Here is a 20,472-nt window from a genome sequence, read left to right as displayed (position 1 = left end):
GGAGGGACTCCGCATGGCCCGTCTGCTGCTCCGGCGGCTCGTCACGAGCGTCGTCGTGCTGCTCGGCCTTGCCGTCGTCACGTTCCTGATGACCCAGGTGCTGCCCGGCGACCCCGCCCGTGCGGCCGCCGGGCGCAACGCGACGGCCGAGCAGGTCGCCGCCGTCGCCGCCCGGCTGGGCCTGGACCGGCCGTTGTGGGACCAGTTCCTGGCCTACATGGGGCGGCTGTTCCAGGGGGATCTCGGGACGTCGGTGTTCACCCAGCGGCCGGTGCTGGAGGATGTCGCGGCCATGCTGCCCTCCTCGGTGGAGCTGGTCCTCGCCGCCATGGTGATCAACATCGTGGTGGCGGTGCCCCTGGGCACCTACGCCGCCTGGCGCAACGGCCGGGCGGCGGACGCCGCCGCCCGGCTGATCACCCTGCTGGGCGCGGCCATGCCGGTCTTCTGGCTCGGCCTGATGCTCCAGCTCCTGTTCGCCGCCCAGCTCAGGGTGCTGCCCCTCACCGGGCAGCTGTCCTTCGGCCGGCAGGTGCCCGCCATCACGGGCATGACGTCGGTGGACGCGCTGCTCGGCGGCGACCTGGCGGCCTTCGGCGACGCCGTCGCGCACCTGGTGCTGCCGGCGATCACGCTCGCCGCGTCGTTCGTGGCGGTGGTGGCGAGGACGGTGCGCTCCTCGATGCTCACCGCGCTCAGCTCCGACTACATCCAGCTCGCCCGCGCCACCGGCGCGTCGGAGCTGCGCGTGGTGGTGCTGCACGGGCTGCGCAACGCGCTGGTGCCGGCCAGCACCATCCTCGGCATGCAGCTCGGCTGGATGCTCGGCTCCACCGTCCTGGTCGAGTCCGTCTTCGGCAGGACCGGCATCGGCGCCTACGCGGTGACCGCGGTCCTGCAGAACGACCTGTACGCCGTGATCGGCACCGTTCTCGTGATCGGAGTGGTCTTCGTGCTGGCGAACATCGCCGTCGACCTCGTCCAGCTCTGGCTCAACCCGCGGCTGCGCCATGCCGGCGGCCGCGCCCGCCGCACGGCCGCCACCGCCGAGGCGGCAAGGACGGAGGTGCCCGCATGAGCGCCGCCACAGCTGCGGTGACCGCGCGGATCCGGCACCGGGTGCCCTTCGTGGAGGGCGTCGCCCTGGCGGTGGTCGTCGTCGTGGTCGCGATGGCGGCCGCGGGGCCGCTCGTCGCGCCGCACGACCCGTACGCGGTGAACCTGACCGACGCGCTGCTGCCGCCCTCGGCCGAGCACTGGTTCGGCACCGACGCCAACGGCCGGGACGTGCTGAGCCGGGTCCTGTACGGCGCGCGGGTCACCCTGCCCGCCACGCTGGTCGTCATCGCCGCCTCCACCGTGATCGGCGTGCTGATCGGCACCGTCGCCGCGCTCGGCGGCAAGGTCGTCGACGAGGTGCTGATGCGGATCACCGACATCGGCCTGTCGCTGCCGGCGATCATCCTGGCCCTCGGCCTGTCCGCCGCGCTCGGTCCCGGCCTGTCCTCCGCCGTCATCGCCCTGTCGGTGACCTGGTGGCCCGGCTACGCCCGCCTGGCCCGCACGCTGGTGCGCGAGGTCAAGGACGCCGAGTACGTCGACGCGGCCCGCGTCCTGGGCGTCCCCCAGGGCCGGCTGATCTTCCGGCACATCCTGCCCAACGCGCTCAACACCCTCTACGTGCAGACGACCGTGGACGTCGGCGCGGTGATGCTGGTGATCTCCGGCCTGTCCTTCATCGGCGTGGGCGCCCAGGTGCCCTCCGCCGAGTGGGGCGCGATGATCGCCGGCGAGGCCAACAACCTCACCAACGCCTGGTGGGCCGTGGCCTTCCCCGGCCTGGCCCTGCTGCTGACCGCCCTGGCCTTCAACCTGGTGGGCGACTGGCTGCGGGTGCGCAACGACCCGACGATCCGCCGGGAGGCACGATGAGCACCGCACCCCTGAGCACCGGACCCCTGCTGCGCGTCCGCGACCTGCGGGTGTCCTACCTGTCGCCGGCGGGTCCCGCGCAGGTCGTCCACGGCGTGGACCTCGACCTCGCCCCCGGCGAGCGGGTCGCCCTGGTCGGCGAGTCCGGGTCCGGCAAGTCCGTCACGGCGCGCGCCGTGCTCCGCCTGGACCCCGACGCGCGCCTGTCCGGCCGGATCGAGCTGGAGGGCGTCGACCTGCTGGAGCTGCCGCCACGCAGAATGCGCGAGATCCGCGGCGGCCGCGTCGGCCTGGTCTTCCAGGACCCGCTGGCCTCGCTCAACCCCGTCATGACGATCGGCCGCCAGGTCATGCAGCCGCTCGTCATCCGCGGCGTGCCCAGGAAGGTCGCCCGCCGCCGCGCGATCGACCTGCTGGAACGGCTGGGCGTGCGCGACGCCGAGCACCGCGCCGACGACTACCCGCACCAGTTCTCCGGCGGCATGCGGCAGCGCGTCGTGATCGCCATCGCGGTCATCGCCGAACCCGCGCTGCTCATCGCCGACGAGCCCACCACCGCCCTGGACGTCCGCGTCCAGGCCCGGGTGCTGGAGCTGCTGCGCGAACTGGCCGACGAGCGCGGCATGTCCATCCTGCTCATCACCCACGACCTGGGCATCGTCGCCGGGTTCGCCCAGCGGGCGGTGGTGATGCGCCACGGCCGGCCGGTCGAGACCGGCACCGTCGAGCAGATCTACACCGCGCCCCGCGACCCGTACACCAAGGCGCTGCTGGCCGCCGTCCCCCGCATCGGCGGCGACGTCACCCGGCCGCTCGCCGTCATCGGCGCCCCCGGCAACGAGGAGGAGGGATCGTGAGCGAGCCGCTGCTCCAGGTCCGCGACCTGGTCAAGACCTTCGGCGGGCGGCGCGTCCTGGACGGCGTCTCCTTCGACGTGGCGCCGGGCGAGGTGCTCGGCCTGGTCGGGGAGTCCGGTTCCGGCAAGTCCACCACCGCGCGCTGCGTCACCCGCCTCACCCGGCCCGACAGCGGCCGGATCCTGCTCGGCGGCCGGGACGTGCTGGCCGCCGGGCGGCGCGAGCTGCGGGCGTTGCGCGCCGACATGCAGATGGTCTTCCAGGACCCGTACTCGTCGCTGAACCCGCGCATGACCGTGGCCGAGCTCATCGGCGAGCCGCTGCTCGTGCACGGGCTGGAGCCGGACCGGCGGCGCCGCCGCGAGCGGGCCGCCGAGCTGCTGGAGACGGTCGGCATGACGGCCGAGCACCTGGACCGCCACCCGCGCTCGTTCTCCGGCGGGCAGCGCCAGCGCATCTCCATCGCCCGCGCGCTCGCGGTGGAGCCGCGGCTGCTCATCTGCGACGAGCCGGTCTCCTCGCTGGACGTCTCGGTCCAGGCCCAGGTGCTGAACCTGCTGCGCGACCTGCGCGAACGGCTGGGCCTGTCGATCCTGTTCATCGCCCACGACCTGGCGGTCGTCTACTACCTGTGCGACCGGGTCGCCGTCATGCTCGACGGCGGGCTGGCCGAGATCGGCACCCGCGAGCAGATCTACGGCGACGCCGCGCACCCCTACACCCGCTCGCTGCTCGACGCCGTGCCCGTCCCCGACCCGGCGCTCGCCCGGCAGCGTCCCTCCGGCATCTAGAAGGAGCACCCCATGGAGAATCTGCGCATGTTCGTCAACGGCCAGGCCATGTCAGGCGGCAGCCTGAACACCGCGCTGGCCGGTGCGCGGTTCCTCGGCCCGGCGACGACCGCGCCCCTCTACCGGTTCTACTCCGTACGCGACGAGTTCCCCGGCCTCCACCCCGTCGGCGCGGGCGGCCACGCGGTGCCCGGCGAGCTGTACGAGGTCACCTACGAGATCCTGCGCGAGCACCTGCTGCCGGGCGAGCCGCCCGAGCTGGAGCTGGGCGTCATCGAGCTGGCCGACGGCAGCGGCTCGCTGTCGATGCGGATGCGCGCCGAGGCGCTGCGGGCGCCGGGCGTCACCGACATCAGCGAGGCCGGCGGCTGGCGGGCGCACCTGGCCGGAGCGGGCCGATGAGCGGGCCGACGAGCGGGCCCGAGCCGGTGGTGATCCGCGGCGGCACGGTCGCGGAGGCGGCCTGGAGCGCCCCGGCGGACGTGTTCATCGCCGGCGGGAAGGTCACGGCGCTGGCCGAGCCCGGCACGCCCGCGCCGCCCGGCACGGCCGAGATCGACGCCGCCGGCATGCTGGTGCTGCCCGGCGGCGTCGACCCGCACTGCCATGTCGGCTTCACCTCGGGCGCGTTCACCTCGCTCGACGACTACCGCCAGTGCACGACGGCGGCCGTCTTCGGCGGCACCACCACCATCGTGGACTTCGCCATCCCGCGCCCCGGCCAGTCACCCGCCGACGCCGCCCACGCCCAGCGCGCCAAGGCCGTGGGCGGCCTGTGCGACAGCGCCCTGCACGCCTGCGTCGTCGAATGGGACGACACGGTGCCCGAGCAGCTGCGCTCGCTGGTCGCCGACGGCATGCCGACGGTGAAGATGTTCACCACCTACCGCGGCGAGACGATGGCCGACGAGGACACCATCCTGCGGACCATGTCCACGCTGCGCGACCTGGGCGGCATGGTGGTGATCCACTGCGAGGCCAACCACATCATCGAGGACACCCAGACGCGCTGCTCCCACGACGGCAGGATCGGCGCCGAGCACATGGCGGCCACCCGGCCCGAGCTGGCCGAGACCGCGTCGGTCGCCGAGGTGCTGGCCATCGCCGAGTCGCTGCAGGCGCCGGTCTACTTCGTCCACCAGTCCACGCCCGAGGCCGTCGAGCTGGTCGCCGCGGCCCGCCGGCGCGGCCTGGCGGCCTGGACCGAGTCCGTCGCCCACCACCTGGTGCTGGACGACGGCCTCTACGCCGGGCCCGACCCCGAGCGGTTCGTGTGCTGCCCGCCGCTGCGCCCGCGCCCGGTCGTGAACGGGCTCGCCCGCCACCTGGCCACCGGCGAGATCAGCACGATCGGCAGCGACCACTGCTGCTACGACGTGGCGCAGAAACAGTCGCGCCGCACCGACGTGCGCGCCATGCCGAACGGCCTGCCCGGCGTCGAGACCCGGCTGCCGGTCGTCTTCTCGGAGTTCGTGGCGGGCGGCGCCCTGCCCGTCACCCGGTTCGTCGAGCTGGCCGCCGCCAACCCGGCGCGCGCCAACGGCCTGTATCCGCGCAAGGGCACCCTCATGCCGGGCGCCGACGCCGACGTCGCCGTCTGGGACCCCGCCGCCCGCTGGACGATCACCTCCGGCGCGCTCCACATGGCGACGGACTACACGCCGTACGAGGGCAGGGCGGTGACGGGACGGCCGCGTACGGTGCTGGTCGGCGGCCGGGTGGTGGTCCACGACGGCGTGCTCACCGACCCCGAGCCGCGCGGCCGGCACCTGCGCGCCGGCCCGATCAGTCCTCGTGGGCGATGTGCATGAGCTGCCGCCACAGCAGGACCACGAACACCGCCGACCCGGCGAAGGCGAACCAGAAGGGCGCCGCGACGCCGAACCGGGTGGCGAGGACACCGCCGATCAGCGAGCCGACCACGAGCCCGGCGTAGGTGGAGACGGTGTTGACGCTGCCCACCCGGCCCTGCAGCTCGCGCGGGACCGCGCGCTGGCGCACGGTGACCGAGGTGGTGCCCCAGATGAAGGCGTGGGCGCCGAAGGCCAGGAAGATGCCTCCGGCGACCCACGGCGAATGGGTCAGGGCCAGGCCCAGATGGGTGAACGTCTCGATGATGAGCCCGATCCGCATCAGCGCGCCGAGGCTGACCCTGCGGGTGATGGCGCCGTACAGGCCGGTGCCGAGCAGGCCGCCGATCCCGCCGATGGTGGTCATCAGCCCGAAGCCGACGGCGCCGAGGCCGAGCTGCTCCTGGGTGTAGAGGACGAGGACCGACCAGGCCGCGCCGAACGTGAAGTTGAAGATCAGGATGGTGAGCGCCAGCGTGCGGACGGCCGCGTGCCGCACGGTCCAGCGGAACCCCTCCACCAGCTCCCGTAAGGTGTTCGGCCCGCCGGCCGCGGCCTGCCGCTCGCGGGGCGGCAGCGTGACCCGGGAGACCAGGACGATCCCCGCCGCCACCAGCAGCAGCTGCCCGGCGAACGGCCAGGCCAGGCCCAGCCCGAACAGCGCCGCGCCGACCGGCGGCCCGGCGAGCTGGTTGAGCGTGATGAACCCGGTGCCGAGGCGGGCGTTGGCGATGACGAGGTCGTCCCGCTCGACCAGCATCGGGGTCAGCGTCGCGGTCGCGTTGTCGGCGAAGACCTCGGCGACCGACCGCAGCGTGAGCGCGATCAGCGCCGTCGCCACGGTCAGGGCGCCGGTCATCATGAGCACGACGAGCGCCGCCAGCACCACGGCCCGTGCCGCGTTGGCGACGAGCACGATCACGCGCCGGTCGTAGCGGTCCGACAGCACGCCCGCGTACAGGCTGAACACCAGCGGCGGCGCCCACGCCACCAGCGCCGACAGCGAGATCATCAGCGGGTCGCGGGTCAGCGTCGCGATCAGCAGGGGGCCCGCCGCGGCGGCGACCCCGTCACCGAGATTCGTCAGCCAGCTCGAGGCCAGCAACCATCGAAATCCTGTCCCCAGCCGCGCGGGCAGGACTCGCTCCACCACTGTGATCACGAGCGCACCACCATACGATCGCGGACCATGCACCGGCAACGGGTTTTCGCGTCGCCCCGCTCCGCGGCCGGCCGATGGGCAGGCCCGCCTGACCATAGGATTCCTCCATGATCTTCACCCGGGCGGCGGCGCGCTGGGCACGACGAAGAAGTTCCGCAACATCCAGCAGGGCAGCACGGTCGCGTTCGTCGTGGACGACCTGGCCTCGCTCGACCCTCGGACGCCGCGCGGCGTCGAGATCCGCGGCTCGGCGGTGGCCCTGAGCGACCACGAGCCGCCGGTGCCCGGCCTGGCCCGGCAGATCATCCGGATCAGCCCGCACCGGATCATCTCCTGGGGGCTGGACGGCCCCAGGAAGAGCCGCAAGGTCTGAGGCGCGGCTTCTGAGGCACGGCCTGGCAGGTCCCCGGCGATAAAGTACGCCGGTGGACAACCTGGAAAGCCTCGTCATCACCCGCAGGTTACGTGTGCCCCTCGACGCCGCCCCTGGCGGCGGCCGGCCGGGCCGGGGCGAGGTGGCCGCCCGCCAGCTCGACGCCGCGCTGCTGAGCGTCGGCTTCACCTGCTCGCCGCCGTTGCTGGAGCGGCTGTCGGGGCTGAGCGTGGAGAACGTGATCGATCTCGGCGTACGGATCCTGGCCGCCGTCCGTCACCTGGTCGGCGATCACGTCCGCCACAACGCCTACTTCATCGACTTCCCGCGCAACGTCCCCGCCACGGCCGAGTTCTGGGCCGGCCTGATGTGGCGCTCGCTGCTCGGCCCGGACGCCTCCGACCAGGCGGTCACGCCGGAGACGCTGAACCTGCTCACCCTGCCCGACTACGGCCGCTACCCGCACACCTACGCCGACCTGCTGGCCGCGCACGCCGAGCTGATCCCGCTGGCCGGCGACCGCGTCACCGTGCTGGACCTGGGCGGCGACCTGCGGTCGGAGGCGCGTGAGCTGTACCTCTCCCTGGCGGGCTCGCAGGTGCCGCTGCCGGCCGAGGACCTGGAGGCGCTGCGCGAGCTGGCCGCGTTCTGCGCCGAGCACCTGCCCGAGCTCTGCGCCGGCGAGACCCCCGGCCACATCCCGGTGCGGGAGAACCGCGCCGTCGTCAACGAGGCGCGCCTGGCCGCCGGCCTGCCGCTGCTCGTGGACACCGTGACCGACGTGCTCCGCCTGGCCTGCGGCGTCTCCGGTGGCGACGTCACGCTGGCCACCGCCACCCGGTTCCGCTCCTTCCGCCGCGCCGAGCGCCGCGCCCTGCTGGCCGCCCTGGACGCCGTGGCCACGGACGCCGCCCTGGGCGACGTGCCCCGCCTGCGCGAGCAGTGGAAACGGCTCGGCGAACGCCTGCACCCGCACGAGTACCCGCACCTGCCGCGCGCGGCGCACGTCTTCGACGTCGCCCGCGGCGAGCGCCGGGCGCGCGGGCTCGGCAGCCGCGTGGAGGCGGCGCTGGCGGCCGGGCGCGCTCATGAGGCGGTCGAGCTGCTGGAGAGTTCCCCCGGCGCGCTGCTGCGCCGGCTGGACCACCTGCTGCGCACCGGCACCGAGCCGGAGCGGGTGCTGGCGGCGGCCGCGACGGCGGCGCGGACCGCGTCCGGCCGGGTGCTGCTGTCGCTGCGCGAGCACCTGCACAACCGGCTCGCCCCGGCCGCCGGGCGCGTCTTCGTCAACCGGCACGGCCGGGCCTGGACGAGCGCCGACACCCGGCCCCCGCTCTCCGGGGACGTGCTGGCGCAGGCGGCCGACCTCCTCGACGAGGAGATCACGCGGCGGCTGCCCGACCTCGGCAGGCTCGTCGTCGAGCCCGCCATGCTCGACGTCGCGCTGCCGCTGTCGGGCAAGGCGGTCGCGCCCGGCCTCGGCATGCTGCCGCGCGGCTCGCTGGCGCCGGTCGAGGGGGAGCTGCTGCGCTTCTTCGTCCACTGGCGCCAGGCCGCGCGGCGCACCGACTACGACCTGTCGGCGCTCATGCTGGACGACGCCTACGGCGACCCCGAGTACATCTCGTGGACGAACTACACCAACGACTTCGCCACCTACTCCGGTGACCTGACCACGGCCGCCCACGGCGCGAGCGAGTTCATCGACATCGCCCTCGGCCGGGCCACCCGCCCGGTCATCATCCCCCAGGTCAACGTCTACGACGGCGAGCCTTTCGACCAGGCCGCCGAGGCGTTCTTCGGGTTCATGACCAGGGACGCCGCGCAGCAGGGCCTGCCGTTCGAGCCGCGTACGGTGCGGATGAAGTCCGACCTGCGCGGCGCGGGCCGCGTCGCGCTGCCGCTGGTCTTCCTGCGCGGCGGCGACGGCGGCTGGCGGGTCAAGTGGCTGCACCTGTACCTGAAGGGCAGCCCCGCCTTCAACCAGGTCGAGGGCAACCGGCTGAGCACGGGCCTGCTGGTGCGTTCGATCGTCGAGCGTGAGTACCTGACGGTGCGCCACCTGGCCGGCCTGCTGGCCCGCAAGGGCGGGGCCGGCGAGCACACCACGTACCTCGGGCTGGGGGCGCCCGCCGACGCGCCGGAGGGGGCGCGGATCTACACGCCGGCGACGCTGCACGAGCTGATCCCCGCCTGATAGGGTGAAGATCGCGAGGCCATGGGAGGGCTTCCTTCTCTTTCTTCGAAAAGGCGCTCCAGCCTTCCCGCTTTCCTCGCCTCTGCTTCGGTCCTCGGCGCGGCGCCTAGCGTGCCGCGTCGATGACCGGTTTCACGTCGATGACCGGTGTGCCGTCCACGGCCTCCAGACCGGCCACCCGCACCCGGAGCCCGTCGACCGCGAGCACCCGCACCCGGTGCAGCCCGATCGGGTTGGGCCGGTCGGCGGAGCGGGTGCTGAAGACCCCCGTCAGCGGGTTGCGCGGGTCGTCCCGCGGGCGCACGACCGTCACAGTCCGGTCGGCGAGGTGCAGCCAGGTGAGGACGAACACCTCGTCACCGGCCGCGAGATCGCCGATCCCCTCCGCCATCGCCGGATCGAACGCCAGCCACGCTTCGGGCGCGCCCTCATGGCCCTGCTTCGGGGCGCTCGCGCGATCCGCCAGGGGCGACTCGACCGCGCCGATCGCCCGGATCTCGTACGTCATGATCTCTCCCTATCGCAGATCGTCCCCGGCGCGCCACCCCCAAATTATTCGTTGACACGAATATTCTCTGTGGTGAATGCTTCTCGGCATGGACGCGATCCTCACCGCACTGGCCGACCCGGCCCGCTGGCGGCTCGTGGGGCTGCTGGCCGAGCGGCCCCGGCCCGTCGGCGTGCTCGCCCAGCTCGCCGGAGCCCGCCAGCCCCAGACGACCAAGCACCTGCAGAGCCTTGAGCGCGCCGGCCTCGTCACCTCCCAGCGCTCCGGCCAGCGCCGCGTGTACGCGCTGCGGGCCGGGCCGCTGCGGGAGCTGGCGGCCGCGCTCACCCGGCTGGCCGACACCGCCGACCAGGCCGGCGGCTCCCGCGAGACCTACGACCGCTACGGGCTCAACCTCCACGCGGAACGGCTCGCCGCGAAGGAGCCGGGGTGGGCCGACGGCCGCTCGTTCACCTTCCACCGGTCGCTGGCCGGGAGCCCGGAGGAGGTCTGGCGGCACCTGACCGAGGCCGGCCTGCTCGCCCGCTGGTGGACGCCGGACGACCTGCGCGTCTCCGAGCTCGTCTTCGAGGCGCGGCGGGGCGGCCGGATCGTCCACGAGTACCGCGACGCAGACGACGCCGACGGCTCCGACCTGGTCGTGGGGCGGGCGCGGGGAGTGGTCGACGACGTGCGGCCCGGCGAGCGCCTGGCCTACCGGCTCTCCCCCGAGCTTCCCGGCGGCACCCCCGCCTTCACCGCCCACCTCGACCTCGCTCTGCGGCCCGCCGGCGCCGGGACGGAGCTCGACGTCGACTTCCGGATCACCGACAGCGCGGTGGAGTCCGCGGACTTCGTCGCGGGCATCGAGATCGGCTTCGGCCAGAGCCTCGACAAGCTCGCCGCGATCCTCGCCGGCCTTCACGCCCCCGACACCACCAGGAGCACGACATGACCGAGCCGACCGGCCGCAGGGTGACCGCGAACCTGAGCCTCACCCTCGACGGGCGTTACCACGGCCCTGGCGGGCCGGGGGACTTCGCGGCGTTCGCCCCCTACGTGACCAGCGAGGTCGCGCGCGACCACATGGACCGGATCTGGGAGAGCGCGACGACGGCGCTGCTCGGCCGGGTCAACGCCGAGGGGTTCATGGGCTTCTGGTCCTCGGTCGCCGAGGACGACGACGCCGACCCGCGGGATCGCGGATACGCCCAGTGGCTGGTCGGCACGGAGAAGGTGGTCCTGTCGACCACTCTGGCCGAGGCGCCGTGGGAACGTACCCGCGTGGTGAACGCCCCCGCCGCCGACGTGGTCACCGAGCTGAAGGCCGCCGGCGGCGGCGACATCCTCGTCAACAGCAGCGCCGGCGTCATCAAGCCGCTCCTGTCGGCCGGCCTGCTCGACCGGCTCTACCTCCTGATCGTTCCCGAGATCGCCGGGGGCGGGCAGCGGTTGTTCGACGACGGCCTGCCGGCCTCCAGGTGGAGGCTCACCCATCAGCAGAGCGGCGAACTGGGCGAGATCGCCCTGGTCTACGACCGCATCCGCTAGGGGGAGGTCCGCTGATATGGCGTGATCAATGGTCGTTTGCGACATCTCGGCATGATTACTGTCAGTAGTGGGAATGCCGCTATCCGTATCACTAATGGGCTACGTAGCCCGACTTATGCCTACTTGTGGGGAACTGGAGGCACACACGATGCGGACCGGCGGCACCCTACTTCTCAGCGCCTGCACGGCGGTGCTGCTCCTGACCGCGGCGTGCGCCCCGGGCGAGCCCGGCACCCCGCCGCGGCCACAGGGCGCCCCGGCCCGGCTGCTGATCACGCCCGCCGACGGCACACGGAAGGTGCCCCCGGACACGGGCATCGCCGTCAAGGTCGCCGACGGCCAGGTCACCGGGGTGGTCGTCACCGACGCCGACGGGCGCGAGATCAGCGGCAGCGCCGGCGCCGACGGCACCTGGCGGCCGCAGTGGCCGCTCAAGCCCTCCACCACGTACACCGTGCGCGCGCGGGCCGTCGGCACCGACGGCCGGCAGGTCACCGAGCGGGTCACGTTCACCACCCTGAAGCCGGCGCGGGTGCTGGACGGCGGCCTGTCGCCGATGGACGGCGAGCGGGTCGGCGTCGGCATGCCGATCCAGCTCACGCTGTCGAAGCCGGTGCCGGCGCGGGAGGACCGCGCGGCGGTCGAGCGCGCGCTGACGGTGGAGATGTCCAAGCCCGTCGAGGGCTCCTGGAGCTGGGTGAGCGACCGGGAGGTGCAGTACCGGCCGCGGTCGTACTGGCCGTCCGGCGAGGAGGTCACGGTGGTCGCGCACCTGGCCGGGCTGCGCGCCGGGCGCGGCACGTGGGGCACCAAGGACCGCCGGGTGACCTTCACTGTCGGCGCCGAGCACATCACCAAGATCCGCAACGGCACCCACGAAGCCGTCGTGCGCAAGAACGGCAAGGTCGTCAGGACCATCCCCGTCAGCCTCGGCAAACCAGGCTTCGAGAGCTGGTCCGGCACCATGATCGCCCAGGAGAAGGCTCCCGACATCATCATGGACTCCGCCACCATCGGCCTGCCCGGCCTGTACCGGACGCGCACCAAGTGGAACATCCGCATGACCTACAGCGGCATGTTCTTCCACGCCGCCCCCTGGTCGGTCGGCGACCAGGGCCACCGCAACGTCAGCCACGGCTGCGTCAACGCCAGCACCTCCCACGCCCACTGGTTCTACAACTTCACCCAGCGCGGCGACATCATCAAGGTCGTCGGGACCAAGCACAAGCTCCAGTTCGGCAACGGGCCGACGCCGTGGACCAAGTCGTGGGAGGAGTGGCGGGCCGGCAGCGCCCTGTACACCCCGCAGACGCCGGCCACACCGGCTCCGACGGCCGACCCGCACCGGCCGAGCGACGCCTGACCGCCACGCCCGCGCACCGGCCCCGTCGGCTCTTATAGTCACAATCAGCGGCCCACCGGGATCTATCCGCACAGATCGGTCCCGGTGCCTGACGACCGCCCACGCTGACGGGGGCTTTCATGACCGTATCGGTGTATCTCCTGGTTCTCGGGGACCACCTGCCGGATCCACGCACCGGCGTCTCACCACCGGAACGGGAGCGGCTGCGCGCCGTGGTCGAGCAGGCCGTCGCCGCCGAGCAGGCCGGATTCACCGGCATCGCCATCGGCGAACACCACTTCACCCGCTACATCGTCTCCGCGCCGCAGCTCCTGCTCGCCGCGATCGCGGCCCGGACGACCACCCTGCGCCTGTCCACCGGCGTCACCCTGCTCGCCCACCACGACCCCGTACGCGTCGCCGAAGAGCTCGCCACCCTCGACGCGCTGTCCGACGGGCGGGCCGAGCTCATCGCGGCCCGCGGCGTCTCCAGGGAGACCGACGCCGCCTTCGGCATCTCCCCCGACGAGTTACGGCCGCGCTTCCACGAACACCTGCGGCTGCTGCTGAAACTGCTGCGCGAGGAGAACGTCACCTGGCACGGCACGTACCGCGGCCCGCTGGAGAACGTCACCACCGCGCCGCGGCCCGTGCAGCGGCCGCACCCCACGGTGTGGATCGGCAGCGGATCGCGGGCCTCGGCCGACCTCGCCGCCACGCTGGGCCTGCCGCTCATGCTGCCGAGCACCCTACGCGACCCCGCCGTTCACCTGGACCTGGTCACCCACTACCGGCGCCGCGCCCCCGGCCGCGTCGGACTGCCCAGCCACGTGTTCGTCGCCGAGCACGACGCCCGGGAACGCTGGCGCCCCCACCTGCGGGCCTATGCCTCCTTCGCCGGCCGCTGGCGCGGCGACGGCGCGGCCATCGACCTCGACGACCTGATGGCCGGGGCGGCGATCTGCGGCGACCCCAGCGAGGTCGCCGACCGGCTCAACGCCCAGCAGAAACTGCTGGGCCTCGACACGCACCTGCTGCTGATCGACATCGGCGGGCTCCCCCAGGACGAGGTGCTCGGCGCGATCCGCCTGTTCGGCGAGAAGGTCCTTCCCCAGCTCACCGCCTGACGCGGCGGCAACTTCCAGTCAGCTGTCACCTTTACGCCGCTCTGGCACTTACGGTTGCCGCGACCTCTCAGGTGTTCGCCTTCCCCGGCGTCGCGACCGCCTCCACCAGCTCGGCGACCCAGGTCCAGCAGGCCACCACCGCAGCCACCACTGCGGCGATGAACAAGGGGCTGGCCACCAACAACCGGATCTACAGGACCGGCCGCCTGGCCCGCGTCAACTGCTCGCCCGGCTCCCTGCCCGCCGGAAGCACGAACGCCTACCGGCGCTTCCTGACCCGCGTGACCGACTGCCTGAACCGGGCGTGGAGCACGCAGTTCCGCAAGGCGGGGATGTCCTTCGCCAAGCCGCGGCTGCGCATCATCACCAGGAAGGTCGGCACCGCCTGCGGCGGCTGGGCCACCGGCGCCGCAGGCTTCTACTGCTCCGCCGACCGCACCATGTACATGCTGATCACCAAGAACGAACTGCGGCAGCCGTTCCCGCTGGGGATCGCGCGGCTCATGGCCCACGAGTACGGCCACCACGTCCAGAACATCTCCAAGATCTGGACGTACTACACCGCGGCCCAGGCCAGGGCCGGCAAGGCCCAGCGCCTCGCGCTCTCCCGCCGGTCCGAGCTGCAGGCCGAGTGCTTCTCCGCCGCCTTCATCTCCACCCAGCAGGGCGGCTCGCTGTTCACGGACGCCGAATGGGACTACACCGTGAACTGGTTCCGCCAGAACGGCGCCAAGACCTGGCCGCAGAACGACCACGGCCGCGGCCCTACGCAGGCGGCCTGGATGACCCGCGGCTACAACAACGGCTCCCCCGGAGCCTGCAACACCTGGACGGCCTCCGCCCGCTCCACCACCTGACCCGCCCCCTTTCACCTGACCGCGCCCGGCCGGCACTCCCCGCCGGCCGGGCCGCGTCCCGCGAGCTGGCGGTTCATTGATCGTCAAGTTCTTCTCAACCGCGGCGCCCTAGGGTCCTGCCATGGTCAACCTAGGTCTTCCCGAGATCATCCTCACGTTCCTGATCCCCGCGGTGGTGCTGTGGGTCATCATCTACACCGCCGTACGCGCCGCGATCCGCCACAGCCGATAACAAACCCGCGCGGGAACTGAACCGCGGCGCCGCCTCCTGCGTATCTGGCCACATGCTGCAACGCGTACGGTCCATCGCGGCGTCCTGCCTGATCCTCATCGGCGTGAGCCTGGCCGTGTCCACCTTCCTCACCCCCGACCCGGCCCTCACCACGACCGCCCACGCCGCGACCGCCCACCGGCACGCGCCGCAACCGCCCCCTCCCGGCGACGAACCCCTCCCCGCCGCCGGCATGGAACAGCTCCTGCGAGCCGCCGCCTGCGCCGACCCGCAGGTCCAGGTCGACGCCACCGAACTACGCCAAGTGATCTGCCACACCCCCGCGGGCCGCTACACCATCCTGACCTTCGCCACCCAGGACGGCGCCCGCGCCTGGCTCGACGAAGCCCAGCCGTACGGCGGGACGTACCTCGTCGGCGACCGATGGACCGTCATCGCCGCCCCGGACCTCCTGACCGGCCTCCGCGCCCAGCTCGGCGGCCGCCTCGAAGGACACCACAAGCCGTCCCCGTAGGGGTCGAGGGAAAGCCCCGTCAGTGCTTGACTGAAGGCGGCCCCGACACCCGGAGACCCGCATGGACGTGTTCGACCAGGCCAAACTCGGCCCGCTCACCCTGCGCAACCGCATCATCAAGGCCGCCACCTTCGAAGGCATGACCAGGAACGCCCTGGTCAGCGACGACCTCATCGCCTTCCACCGCGCCCACGCCGCCGGCGGAGCAGCCATGACCACCGTCGCCTACTGCGCCGTCGCCCCCGAAGGCCGCACCGAACGCCGCCAGATCTGGATGCGCCCCGACGCCCTGCCCGGCCTGCGCCGCCTCACCGACGCCGTGCACGCCGAAGGCGCCGCCGCCTCCGCCCAGATCGGCCACGCCGGCCCCGTCGCCAACAGCAAGTCCAACCGCCTGCCCGCCCTCGCCCCGTCCGCGGCATTCAACCCGCAGGCCATCGCCATGACCAGGCGCGCCACCACCGCCGACATCGAACGCATCACCGCCGCCCACGCCACCGCCGCCAAGCTCGCCGCCGAGGCGGGCTTCGACGCCGTCGAGATCCACCTCGGCCACAACTACTTCGCCAGCTCCTTCCTCTCCCCCAGGCTCAACAAACGCGACGACGAGTACGGCGGCCCGCTGGCCAACCGCGCCAAGGTCGCCCTCGGCGCCGCCCGCGCCGTCCGCGACGCCGTCGGCGACCGCATCGCCATCCTGGCCAAGCTCAACATGGACGACGGCGTACGCGGCGGCCTCGGCATCGAAGAAAGCCTCCAGGTCGCCCAATGGCTCGAACGCGACGGCACCCTCGACGCCCTCGAACTCACCGCCGGCAGCTCCCTGCTCAACCCCATGTACCTCTTCCGCGGCGACGCCCCGATCCGCGAGTTCGCCGCGAACTTCAAACAGCCCGCCCACCTCGGCATCAAGCTCGCCGGCGAACGGTTCATCCGCGCCTACCCCTACCAGGAGGCCTACCTGCTCGACTCCGCCCGCCGCTTCCGCGCCGCCCTGAAGACGCCCCTGATCCTGCTGGGCGGCATCAGCCAGCGCGCCACCATGGACCTGGCCATGGCCGAGGGCTTCGCGTTCGTCGCCATGGCCCGCGCCCTGCTGCGCGAACCCGACCTCGTCAACCGCCTGCGGACCGATCCCGCGACCCGCTCGCTGTGCGTCCACTGCAACAAGTGCATGCCGACGATCTACACCGGCACCCGCTGCGTCCTGGCCTGAACCCGCCAAGCAGGACCCTCGTCAACAGATCCCCGGCACGCGCGCGAAGCGCGGCACCGCCTCCGGCGGCGAGCCGAGCAGCGCCCGCCGGTCAGACCCGGAACCGGAACATCCGGACCCCCGAAAACTGTCCGGCCTGCTCACCTACGTCCACGACCACCGACGACCCGCCACGAACCGCTCACCAGCCCAGACCCGCCAGAAAACCGATCAGCGCGGCATTGACCTCCGCGGGCCGCTCCAGCGGCGGCAGATGCCCCGTCCCCGGCAGATCGAGCCGCGCCGCACCCCTGATCCCCTCCGCCAGCAACCCCGACACCGCCTGAATCCCCGGCACGTCGGCCAACCCGTTGATCACCAGAGCGGGACAGCCGACCTCACCCAGCCGGTCCTTCGCCGGCAGATCCCGCTCCGGCACCGGCGGACAGCTCCAGGAACGCTCGAACACCCGCCGCATCATCGCCAGCGCCAGCTCCCACACCTGCGGATCCAGATCATCCAGCCCCCGGTCCGGCCCCGCCACCTGCCACAGCGCGTGCGCGCGGGCGAAGGCGTCCAGATCCTCGGCAAGCACCTTCTCCGCCGTGCCGTCGTGGTAACGAGCCAGCCGATCGGCCGGAACCGTGCTGTGCACCCGCTCCCGCACCTGCGCCAGCATGTCCTGCGGCCACACATGACCCGACAACCCCGAGGCGATCAGCACCAGCCCCGCCACCCGGTCCGGCGCCACCAACGCCGCCTCCACCGCGTACGAGCCGCCCATCGAGTCACCCACCAGCACCGCCCGCTCCACGCCGAGCCCATCCATCACGCGCAGCAGATCCCGGTGATGAACGACCTCACCCACCGGATCAGCCGACTCGCCGTACCCCCGCCAGTCGTAACTGATCACCCGATGACGAGCGGACAACACCTCCCGCTGATGCCTCCACATGCGCCGGTCGGCGATGCCCGCATGGATCAGCACCAGCGCGGGCCCCTCACCGGATTCCTCGCACGCCAGACCATCGATCATCACCATGTCCCCCAGCGTAGGAGCCGAACCCGCGCCCCGGCGGCGGGGTTCGCACTCGGCGTACCGCCACCGGCTCAGGAGGTCCGCCCGCACGAGCAGGGCGGGTCGGCCCAGTGCAGGGCGATGTACGGCTCGGCCTGACCGTGGTAACGGATCCGCTCGCGCGTGACGCGGTAACGGGCGTGCGTCTCGGGCTGACCGGGCGAACGGCACGGCACGGGGACGGCCAGCACGCCGATGTCCTGGTCGACATGGGTGAGCAGGCCGTGACAGGGACCCCCGAGACAGATGGCGTTGCCGTCATGACCGGCGCCGCGCGACGCGCCCTCGCTGACCCGAAACGTCGTCACAAGCCCTCACGATACCCTCCGCACTTACGAGGATGAATACCCGTTCTCTGGCGCAGAAGCGATACATCCTACGAGTTAGACATGGCATTCAAGAGAGCAGAGCAGAACATCCTCCCCTTCTCGCAGGCGCGGCCGTGTGCTAGGTGGGGCCAGGTTGGGGCGGGATCGGCCGGGCGCAGGATCCAGGTGGCGACCTCTTCGGGTTCACCGCGGCGGCCGAGCGGGACACGCGCGGCCTCGTCGAGCTTGATCTGCGCAACGACGGTCACAGGCAGACCGGCGGCGGCCAAAGCCTGGCTCTCGGCGGGGCCGGGCGCCAGGGCGTTGACGCGGACGCCGTCACCGGCCAGTTCCACGGCCCAGCTGCACGTGAGCTGTTCGAGGGCGGCCTTGGAGCGGCGTAGTGGGCCGCGCCCCTTCCCCGGGCTCCTGGACGCAGTGCTCGAAGCGGCCCACAGCGACGACGTCGCAGTAGCCGGCGATCCACCATCATCACCTTGTAAGAAGTGACACAGCCGAGCACATCTACGGTGGTCGGCATGAGCAACCTGCGAAGCGCAGCCGCCGCCATGATGACGCTCACCCTGCTGACCACCGCATGCGGCACCACCGCCCGCGACGAGCCCGAACCCGCGGCCACAGACACCTCCGTACCCGCGGCAACCCCACCGGCCCCACCCACCGGCAGTAACGAGGAGACAGGCAAGGCCACGGCACCCGCCGCACTGCGCTTCACCGCCCAAACCCTGGACGGCAAAACCTTCCAGGGAGAAAGCCTCGCGGGCAAGCCCATCGCCTTCTGGTTCTGGGCACCCTGGTGCACCAAATGCCTCTCAGACGCACCCGCCGTCAAAGCGGCGGCCGCCCAGCACAAAGACGTCGCATTCGTCGGAATCGCCGGCCTGGACACCGAGGCCGCGATGAAGCAATTCGTCCAACGCACGGACACCAGTGACCTCGTCCACCTGTCCGACCCCAAAGGCGCCGTATGGACGAAACTCGGAGTCAGCCAACAATCCACCTTCGTGTTCATGAAACCAGACGGCTCACTCGAAAAAGCGTCCGGACCACTCGGCCAGGACGGGCTGGAGGAGCACCTCCGCACACTGACCGCCCAACAGACGCCGTGACCTCCCTCACCCAGACACCACTGGCCCTGGCACTCACCGCCGGCATGGTGGCCGCCTTCAACCCCTGCGGCTTCGCCATGCTCCCCGCCTACCTCACCCTCCTCATCAACGACAAACAGGCCCACCCCATCCGCCGCGCGCTCGTCCTGGCGACCGCGATGACCGCCGGATTCGTCACCATCTTCGGCCTGTTCGGACTGGTCGTGACCGTACTGGCCGTATCGGTGGGCAACCACCTGCCATGGGCAACCCTCGCCATCGGCGCGATTCTGGTCGCACTGGGCCTATGGCTGCTGTCCGGCCGCGAGCTCATCCTGCGCCTCCCAGGACTGGCCACCGGCCGCCCCACCACCTCACCACTCTCCCTGTACGGCTACGGCCTCTCCTACGCCGTCGCCTCCCTGTCATGCACAGCCGGACCATTCCTGGCGGTCACCTCGGCCGCACTCTCCGGACAAGGAACAGGCGGCGGAGTCGCAGCCTTCACCGCGTACGCCCTGGGCATGGGCCTGATCATCGCCGTCCTGTCGCTGACGGTCGCACTGGCCCGCGCCACCGTCGTGACCCGGCTACGGCGACTACTCCCGTACGTGTCCAGAGCCAGCGGCGCCCTGCTCACCCTCGCAGGCCTGTACGTCCTGTATTACGGCTGGTACGAACTACGCGTCTTCGCAGGCCAGAACACCGACGACCCCATCGTGGGCACGGTGACCGCCATACAGACGACCATCGCCGACTGGGTCGCCGGACTCGGCCCAGGATGGCTCACCCTCGCCCTCGCCCTTCTGCTCGCCCTGGCGACGCTGCTCCTCCGCACGGCACGCCGCCGCGACCCAGCCCGCTGACCGACTGGACTCTCCCCCACGGGGAGACCTCATGCTGAGGGCTCCAACCCGGGCAACCACCCCCGCCCGGCCAACCGATGAAGGGACCCATGACACCGCAACTGGTCCACCGCGACCCCACCACCTGCCTCAACGTCACCGGCATGGGCGAGCCCGGCGGCACCGAACACCTCTCGGCCATCGGCGCCCTCCACGCCGTGGCCGCCGCCATGGGCGGCCCAGCCGGCCCCCTCGAAGGCCGCTGGTGGGTGGAGGACACCACCCTGCCCCCGCTGGAAGTGCCGCGCGACCAGTGGCGGTGGCACCTCCTGCTGCCGCTGCCCGACGTACCCGAACCCGGGACGGTCGAGGCGGCACGCGAGCAGGCTCGCCCGTCCGGCGCCGCCGTCGACCGCGTCCAGGTGGTCATCTTCACCGAGGGAGAGTGCGTGGAGCTGCTCCACGAGGGCCCCTACAGCGAGGAGAAGGTGTCACTCGACCTGATGGACGCCTTCATGGCCGAGCACGGCCTGGTACGCAACGGCCTGCACCACGAGATCTATCTGACCGACTTCACCGATCCCGAGCCCAAGACCTTGCTGAGGCAGCCAGTGGCACGACGGTGAAGCTTTCCGGTTGTTGAGGATGTACGGGCGAAGCCCGTT

At 72.1% G+C, this 20,472-nt stretch carries 23 protein-coding genes; 18 read left to right on the top strand and 5 right to left on the bottom strand.

The features are described 5' to 3' along the window. The first annotated feature begins 13 nt into the window (after positions 1 to 13). From SMD20_RS08485 to hydA, 6 genes are read left to right on the top strand one after another with little or no spacing between them, the layout of a single operon-like run. A complete protein-coding gene (locus SMD20_RS08485; protein ID WP_329577278.1) occupies positions 14 to 1,078 on the top strand; it encodes an ABC transporter permease in 1,065 nt (354 codons plus the stop codon). Beyond that, positions 1,075 to 1,932, top strand: coding sequence for an ABC transporter permease (locus tag SMD20_RS08480; RefSeq protein ID WP_329577275.1), 858 nt, complete (start codon positions 1,075 to 1,077; stop codon positions 1,930 to 1,932). The genes SMD20_RS08485 and SMD20_RS08480 overlap by 4 nt, the downstream gene beginning before the upstream one ends. Further along, positions 1,929 to 2,789, top strand: a complete 861-nt coding sequence (locus SMD20_RS08475; RefSeq protein ID WP_329577272.1) for an ABC transporter ATP-binding protein — start codon at positions 1,929 to 1,931, stop codon at positions 2,787 to 2,789. Before SMD20_RS08480 ends, SMD20_RS08475 begins: the two co-directional genes overlap by 4 nt. Then, positions 2,786 to 3,580 carry an ATP-binding cassette domain-containing protein gene (locus SMD20_RS08470; RefSeq protein ID WP_329577269.1) on the top strand — a complete coding sequence of 265 codons (795 nt, stop codon included), beginning with the start codon at positions 2,786 to 2,788 and terminating at the stop codon, positions 3,578 to 3,580. The genes SMD20_RS08475 and SMD20_RS08470 overlap by 4 nt, the downstream gene beginning before the upstream one ends. 12 nt (positions 3,581 to 3,592) lie before the next feature. Then, complete coding sequence (locus tag SMD20_RS08465) at positions 3,593 to 3,982, top strand: allophanate hydrolase-related protein (protein WP_329577266.1); 390 nt, start codon at positions 3,593 to 3,595, stop codon at positions 3,980 to 3,982. Further along, positions 3,979 to 5,391: a dihydropyrimidinase gene (gene hydA, locus SMD20_RS08460; RefSeq protein ID WP_329577263.1), complete on the top strand. Its 1,413-nt coding sequence runs from the start codon at positions 3,979 to 3,981 to the stop codon at positions 5,389 to 5,391. The genes SMD20_RS08465 and hydA overlap by 4 nt, the downstream gene beginning before the upstream one ends. Here hydA and SMD20_RS08455 read toward each other — a convergent pair. Beyond that, entirely contained in the window at positions 5,366 to 6,592 is a 1,227-nt protein-coding gene (locus SMD20_RS08455; RefSeq protein WP_329577260.1) for an MFS transporter, read from the bottom strand. The genes hydA and SMD20_RS08455 overlap by 26 nt on opposite strands. Positions 6,593 to 6,782: 190 nt before the next feature. Between SMD20_RS08455 and SMD20_RS08450 the strand changes: the two genes are divergently transcribed. Both SMD20_RS08450 and SMD20_RS08445 read left to right on the top strand, forming a co-directional pair. Then, positions 6,783 to 6,965 (top strand): hypothetical protein, encoded by a 183-nt coding sequence (locus tag SMD20_RS08450; RefSeq protein WP_329577258.1) that lies wholly within the window; start codon positions 6,783 to 6,785, stop codon positions 6,963 to 6,965. A 52-nt stretch (positions 6,966 to 7,017) separates the two neighbouring features. Then, positions 7,018 to 9,162: a hypothetical protein gene (locus SMD20_RS08445; protein WP_329577256.1), complete on the top strand. Its 2,145-nt coding sequence runs from the start codon at positions 7,018 to 7,020 to the stop codon at positions 9,160 to 9,162. Between the two features lie 106 nt (positions 9,163 to 9,268). On the opposite strand, the gene tsaA is transcribed toward SMD20_RS08445, so the two are convergent. Continuing rightward, positions 9,269 to 9,670, bottom strand: coding sequence for a tRNA (N6-threonylcarbamoyladenosine(37)-N6)-methyltransferase TrmO (gene tsaA / locus SMD20_RS08440; RefSeq protein WP_329577253.1), 402 nt, complete (start codon positions 9,668 to 9,670; stop codon positions 9,269 to 9,271). Between the two features lie 88 nt (positions 9,671 to 9,758). On the opposite strand from tsaA, the gene SMD20_RS08435 reads away from it, so the two are divergent. The 7 genes from SMD20_RS08435 (at position 9,759) to SMD20_RS08405 (ending at position 16,488) form a co-directional block, all read left to right on the top strand. Further along, on the top strand, positions 9,759 to 10,604 hold the full coding sequence (locus SMD20_RS08435) for a metalloregulator ArsR/SmtB family transcription factor (protein WP_329577250.1): 846 nt from the start codon (positions 9,759 to 9,761) through the stop codon (positions 10,602 to 10,604). Beyond that, positions 10,601 to 11,200, top strand: coding sequence for a dihydrofolate reductase family protein (locus SMD20_RS08430; protein ID WP_329577247.1), 600 nt, complete (start codon positions 10,601 to 10,603; stop codon positions 11,198 to 11,200). The genes SMD20_RS08435 and SMD20_RS08430 overlap by 4 nt, the downstream gene beginning before the upstream one ends. A 148-nt stretch (positions 11,201 to 11,348) precedes the next feature. Beyond that, the gene (locus tag SMD20_RS08425; RefSeq protein WP_329577244.1) at positions 11,349 to 12,563 is read left to right on the top strand and encodes a L,D-transpeptidase; all 1,215 of its coding nucleotides are present in this window, start codon (positions 11,349 to 11,351) and stop codon (positions 12,561 to 12,563) included. 119 nt (positions 12,564 to 12,682) lie between these two features. Further along, complete coding sequence (locus SMD20_RS08420) at positions 12,683 to 13,669, top strand: LLM class flavin-dependent oxidoreductase (protein WP_329577242.1); 987 nt, start codon at positions 12,683 to 12,685, stop codon at positions 13,667 to 13,669. A 71-nt stretch (positions 13,670 to 13,740) separates the two neighbouring features. After that, positions 13,741 to 14,526 (top strand): neutral zinc metallopeptidase, encoded by a 786-nt coding sequence (locus SMD20_RS08415; protein ID WP_329577240.1) that lies wholly within the window; start codon positions 13,741 to 13,743, stop codon positions 14,524 to 14,526. 284 nt (positions 14,527 to 14,810) lie between these two features. After that, on the top strand, positions 14,811 to 15,272 hold the full coding sequence (locus tag SMD20_RS08410; RefSeq protein ID WP_329577238.1) for a hypothetical protein: 462 nt from the start codon (positions 14,811 to 14,813) through the stop codon (positions 15,270 to 15,272). A gap of 61 nt (positions 15,273 to 15,333) precedes the next feature. After that, complete coding sequence (locus SMD20_RS08405; RefSeq protein ID WP_329577235.1) at positions 15,334 to 16,488, top strand: NADH:flavin oxidoreductase; 1,155 nt, start codon at positions 15,334 to 15,336, stop codon at positions 16,486 to 16,488. A gap of 181 nt (positions 16,489 to 16,669) precedes the next feature. Here SMD20_RS08405 and SMD20_RS08400 read toward each other — a convergent pair whose 3' ends face one another. From SMD20_RS08400 to SMD20_RS08390, 3 genes are all read right to left on the bottom strand, one after another. Further along, on the bottom strand, positions 16,670 to 17,509 hold the full coding sequence (locus SMD20_RS08400) for an alpha/beta fold hydrolase (RefSeq protein ID WP_329577232.1): 840 nt from the start codon (positions 17,507 to 17,509) through the stop codon (positions 16,670 to 16,672). 68 nt (positions 17,510 to 17,577) lie between these two features. Beyond that, entirely contained in the window at positions 17,578 to 17,853 is a 276-nt protein-coding gene (locus tag SMD20_RS08395; RefSeq protein ID WP_329577229.1) for a hypothetical protein, read from the bottom strand. Positions 17,854 to 17,921: 68 nt separating this feature from the next. Then, positions 17,922 to 18,311 carry an SDR family oxidoreductase gene (locus SMD20_RS08390; protein WP_329592475.1) on the bottom strand — a complete coding sequence of 130 codons (390 nt, stop codon included), beginning with the start codon at positions 18,309 to 18,311 and terminating at the stop codon, positions 17,922 to 17,924. Between the two features lie 81 nt (positions 18,312 to 18,392). Here SMD20_RS08390 and SMD20_RS08385 point away from each other — a divergent pair, with 81 nt between their 5' ends. From SMD20_RS08385 to SMD20_RS08375, 3 genes are all read left to right on the top strand, one after another. Continuing rightward, on the top strand, positions 18,393 to 18,983 hold the full coding sequence (locus SMD20_RS08385; RefSeq protein ID WP_329577227.1) for a redoxin domain-containing protein: 591 nt from the start codon (positions 18,393 to 18,395) through the stop codon (positions 18,981 to 18,983). Next, positions 18,980 to 19,828, top strand: coding sequence for a cytochrome c biogenesis CcdA family protein (locus tag SMD20_RS08380; protein WP_329577224.1), 849 nt, complete (start codon positions 18,980 to 18,982; stop codon positions 19,826 to 19,828). Before SMD20_RS08385 ends, SMD20_RS08380 begins: the two co-directional genes overlap by 4 nt. An 89-nt stretch (positions 19,829 to 19,917) precedes the next feature. Beyond that, a complete protein-coding gene (locus tag SMD20_RS08375) occupies positions 19,918 to 20,433 on the top strand; it encodes a GyrI-like domain-containing protein (protein WP_329577221.1) in 516 nt (171 codons plus the stop codon). Positions 20,434 to 20,472: the final 39 nt, after the last annotated feature.

Origin of the sequence: Nonomuraea sp. LP-02, assembly GCF_036289125.1 — a bacterium.
Lineage (GTDB): Bacteria > Actinomycetota > Actinomycetes > Streptosporangiales > Streptosporangiaceae > Nonomuraea > Nonomuraea bangladeshensis.
Note: the sequence above shows the minus strand (reverse complement) of the source record. Positions and strands in the feature narration are given on the sequence as shown.

What these genes read in the sequence shown, in the direction of transcription:
- hydA (WP_329577263.1), top strand. Translation starts at nt 3,979, where the DNA reads ATGAGCGGGCCGACGAGCGGGCCCGAGCCGGTGGTGATCCGCGGCGGC.
- SMD20_RS08420 (WP_329577242.1), top strand. Translation starts at nt 12,683, where the DNA reads ATGACCGTATCGGTGTATCTCCTGGTTCTCGGGGACCACCTGCCGGAT.
- SMD20_RS08385 (WP_329577227.1), top strand. Translation starts at nt 18,393, where the DNA reads ATGAGCAACCTGCGAAGCGCAGCCGCCGCCATGATGACGCTCACCCTG.
- SMD20_RS08400 (WP_329577232.1), bottom strand. Translation starts at nt 17,509, where the DNA reads ATGGTGATGATCGATGGTCTGGCGTGCGAGGAATCCGGTGAGGGGCCC.
- SMD20_RS08475 (WP_329577272.1), top strand. Translation starts at nt 1,929, where the DNA reads ATGAGCACCGCACCCCTGAGCACCGGACCCCTGCTGCGCGTCCGCGAC.
- tsaA (WP_329577253.1), bottom strand. Translation starts at nt 9,670, where the DNA reads ATGACGTACGAGATCCGGGCGATCGGCGCGGTCGAGTCGCCCCTGGCG.
- SMD20_RS08410 (WP_329577238.1), top strand. Translation starts at nt 14,811, where the DNA reads ATGCTGCAACGCGTACGGTCCATCGCGGCGTCCTGCCTGATCCTCATC.
- SMD20_RS08465 (WP_329577266.1), top strand. Translation starts at nt 3,593, where the DNA reads ATGGAGAATCTGCGCATGTTCGTCAACGGCCAGGCCATGTCAGGCGGC.
- SMD20_RS08375 (WP_329577221.1), top strand. Translation starts at nt 19,918, where the DNA reads ATGACACCGCAACTGGTCCACCGCGACCCCACCACCTGCCTCAACGTC.
- SMD20_RS08405 (WP_329577235.1), top strand. Translation starts at nt 15,334, where the DNA reads ATGGACGTGTTCGACCAGGCCAAACTCGGCCCGCTCACCCTGCGCAAC.
- SMD20_RS08430 (WP_329577247.1), top strand. Translation starts at nt 10,601, where the DNA reads ATGACCGAGCCGACCGGCCGCAGGGTGACCGCGAACCTGAGCCTCACC.
- SMD20_RS08435 (WP_329577250.1), top strand. Translation starts at nt 9,759, where the DNA reads ATGGACGCGATCCTCACCGCACTGGCCGACCCGGCCCGCTGGCGGCTC.
- SMD20_RS08480 (WP_329577275.1), top strand. Translation starts at nt 1,075, where the DNA reads ATGAGCGCCGCCACAGCTGCGGTGACCGCGCGGATCCGGCACCGGGTG.
- SMD20_RS08485 (WP_329577278.1), top strand. Translation starts at nt 14, where the DNA reads ATGGCCCGTCTGCTGCTCCGGCGGCTCGTCACGAGCGTCGTCGTGCTG.
- SMD20_RS08425 (WP_329577244.1), top strand. Translation starts at nt 11,349, where the DNA reads ATGCGGACCGGCGGCACCCTACTTCTCAGCGCCTGCACGGCGGTGCTG.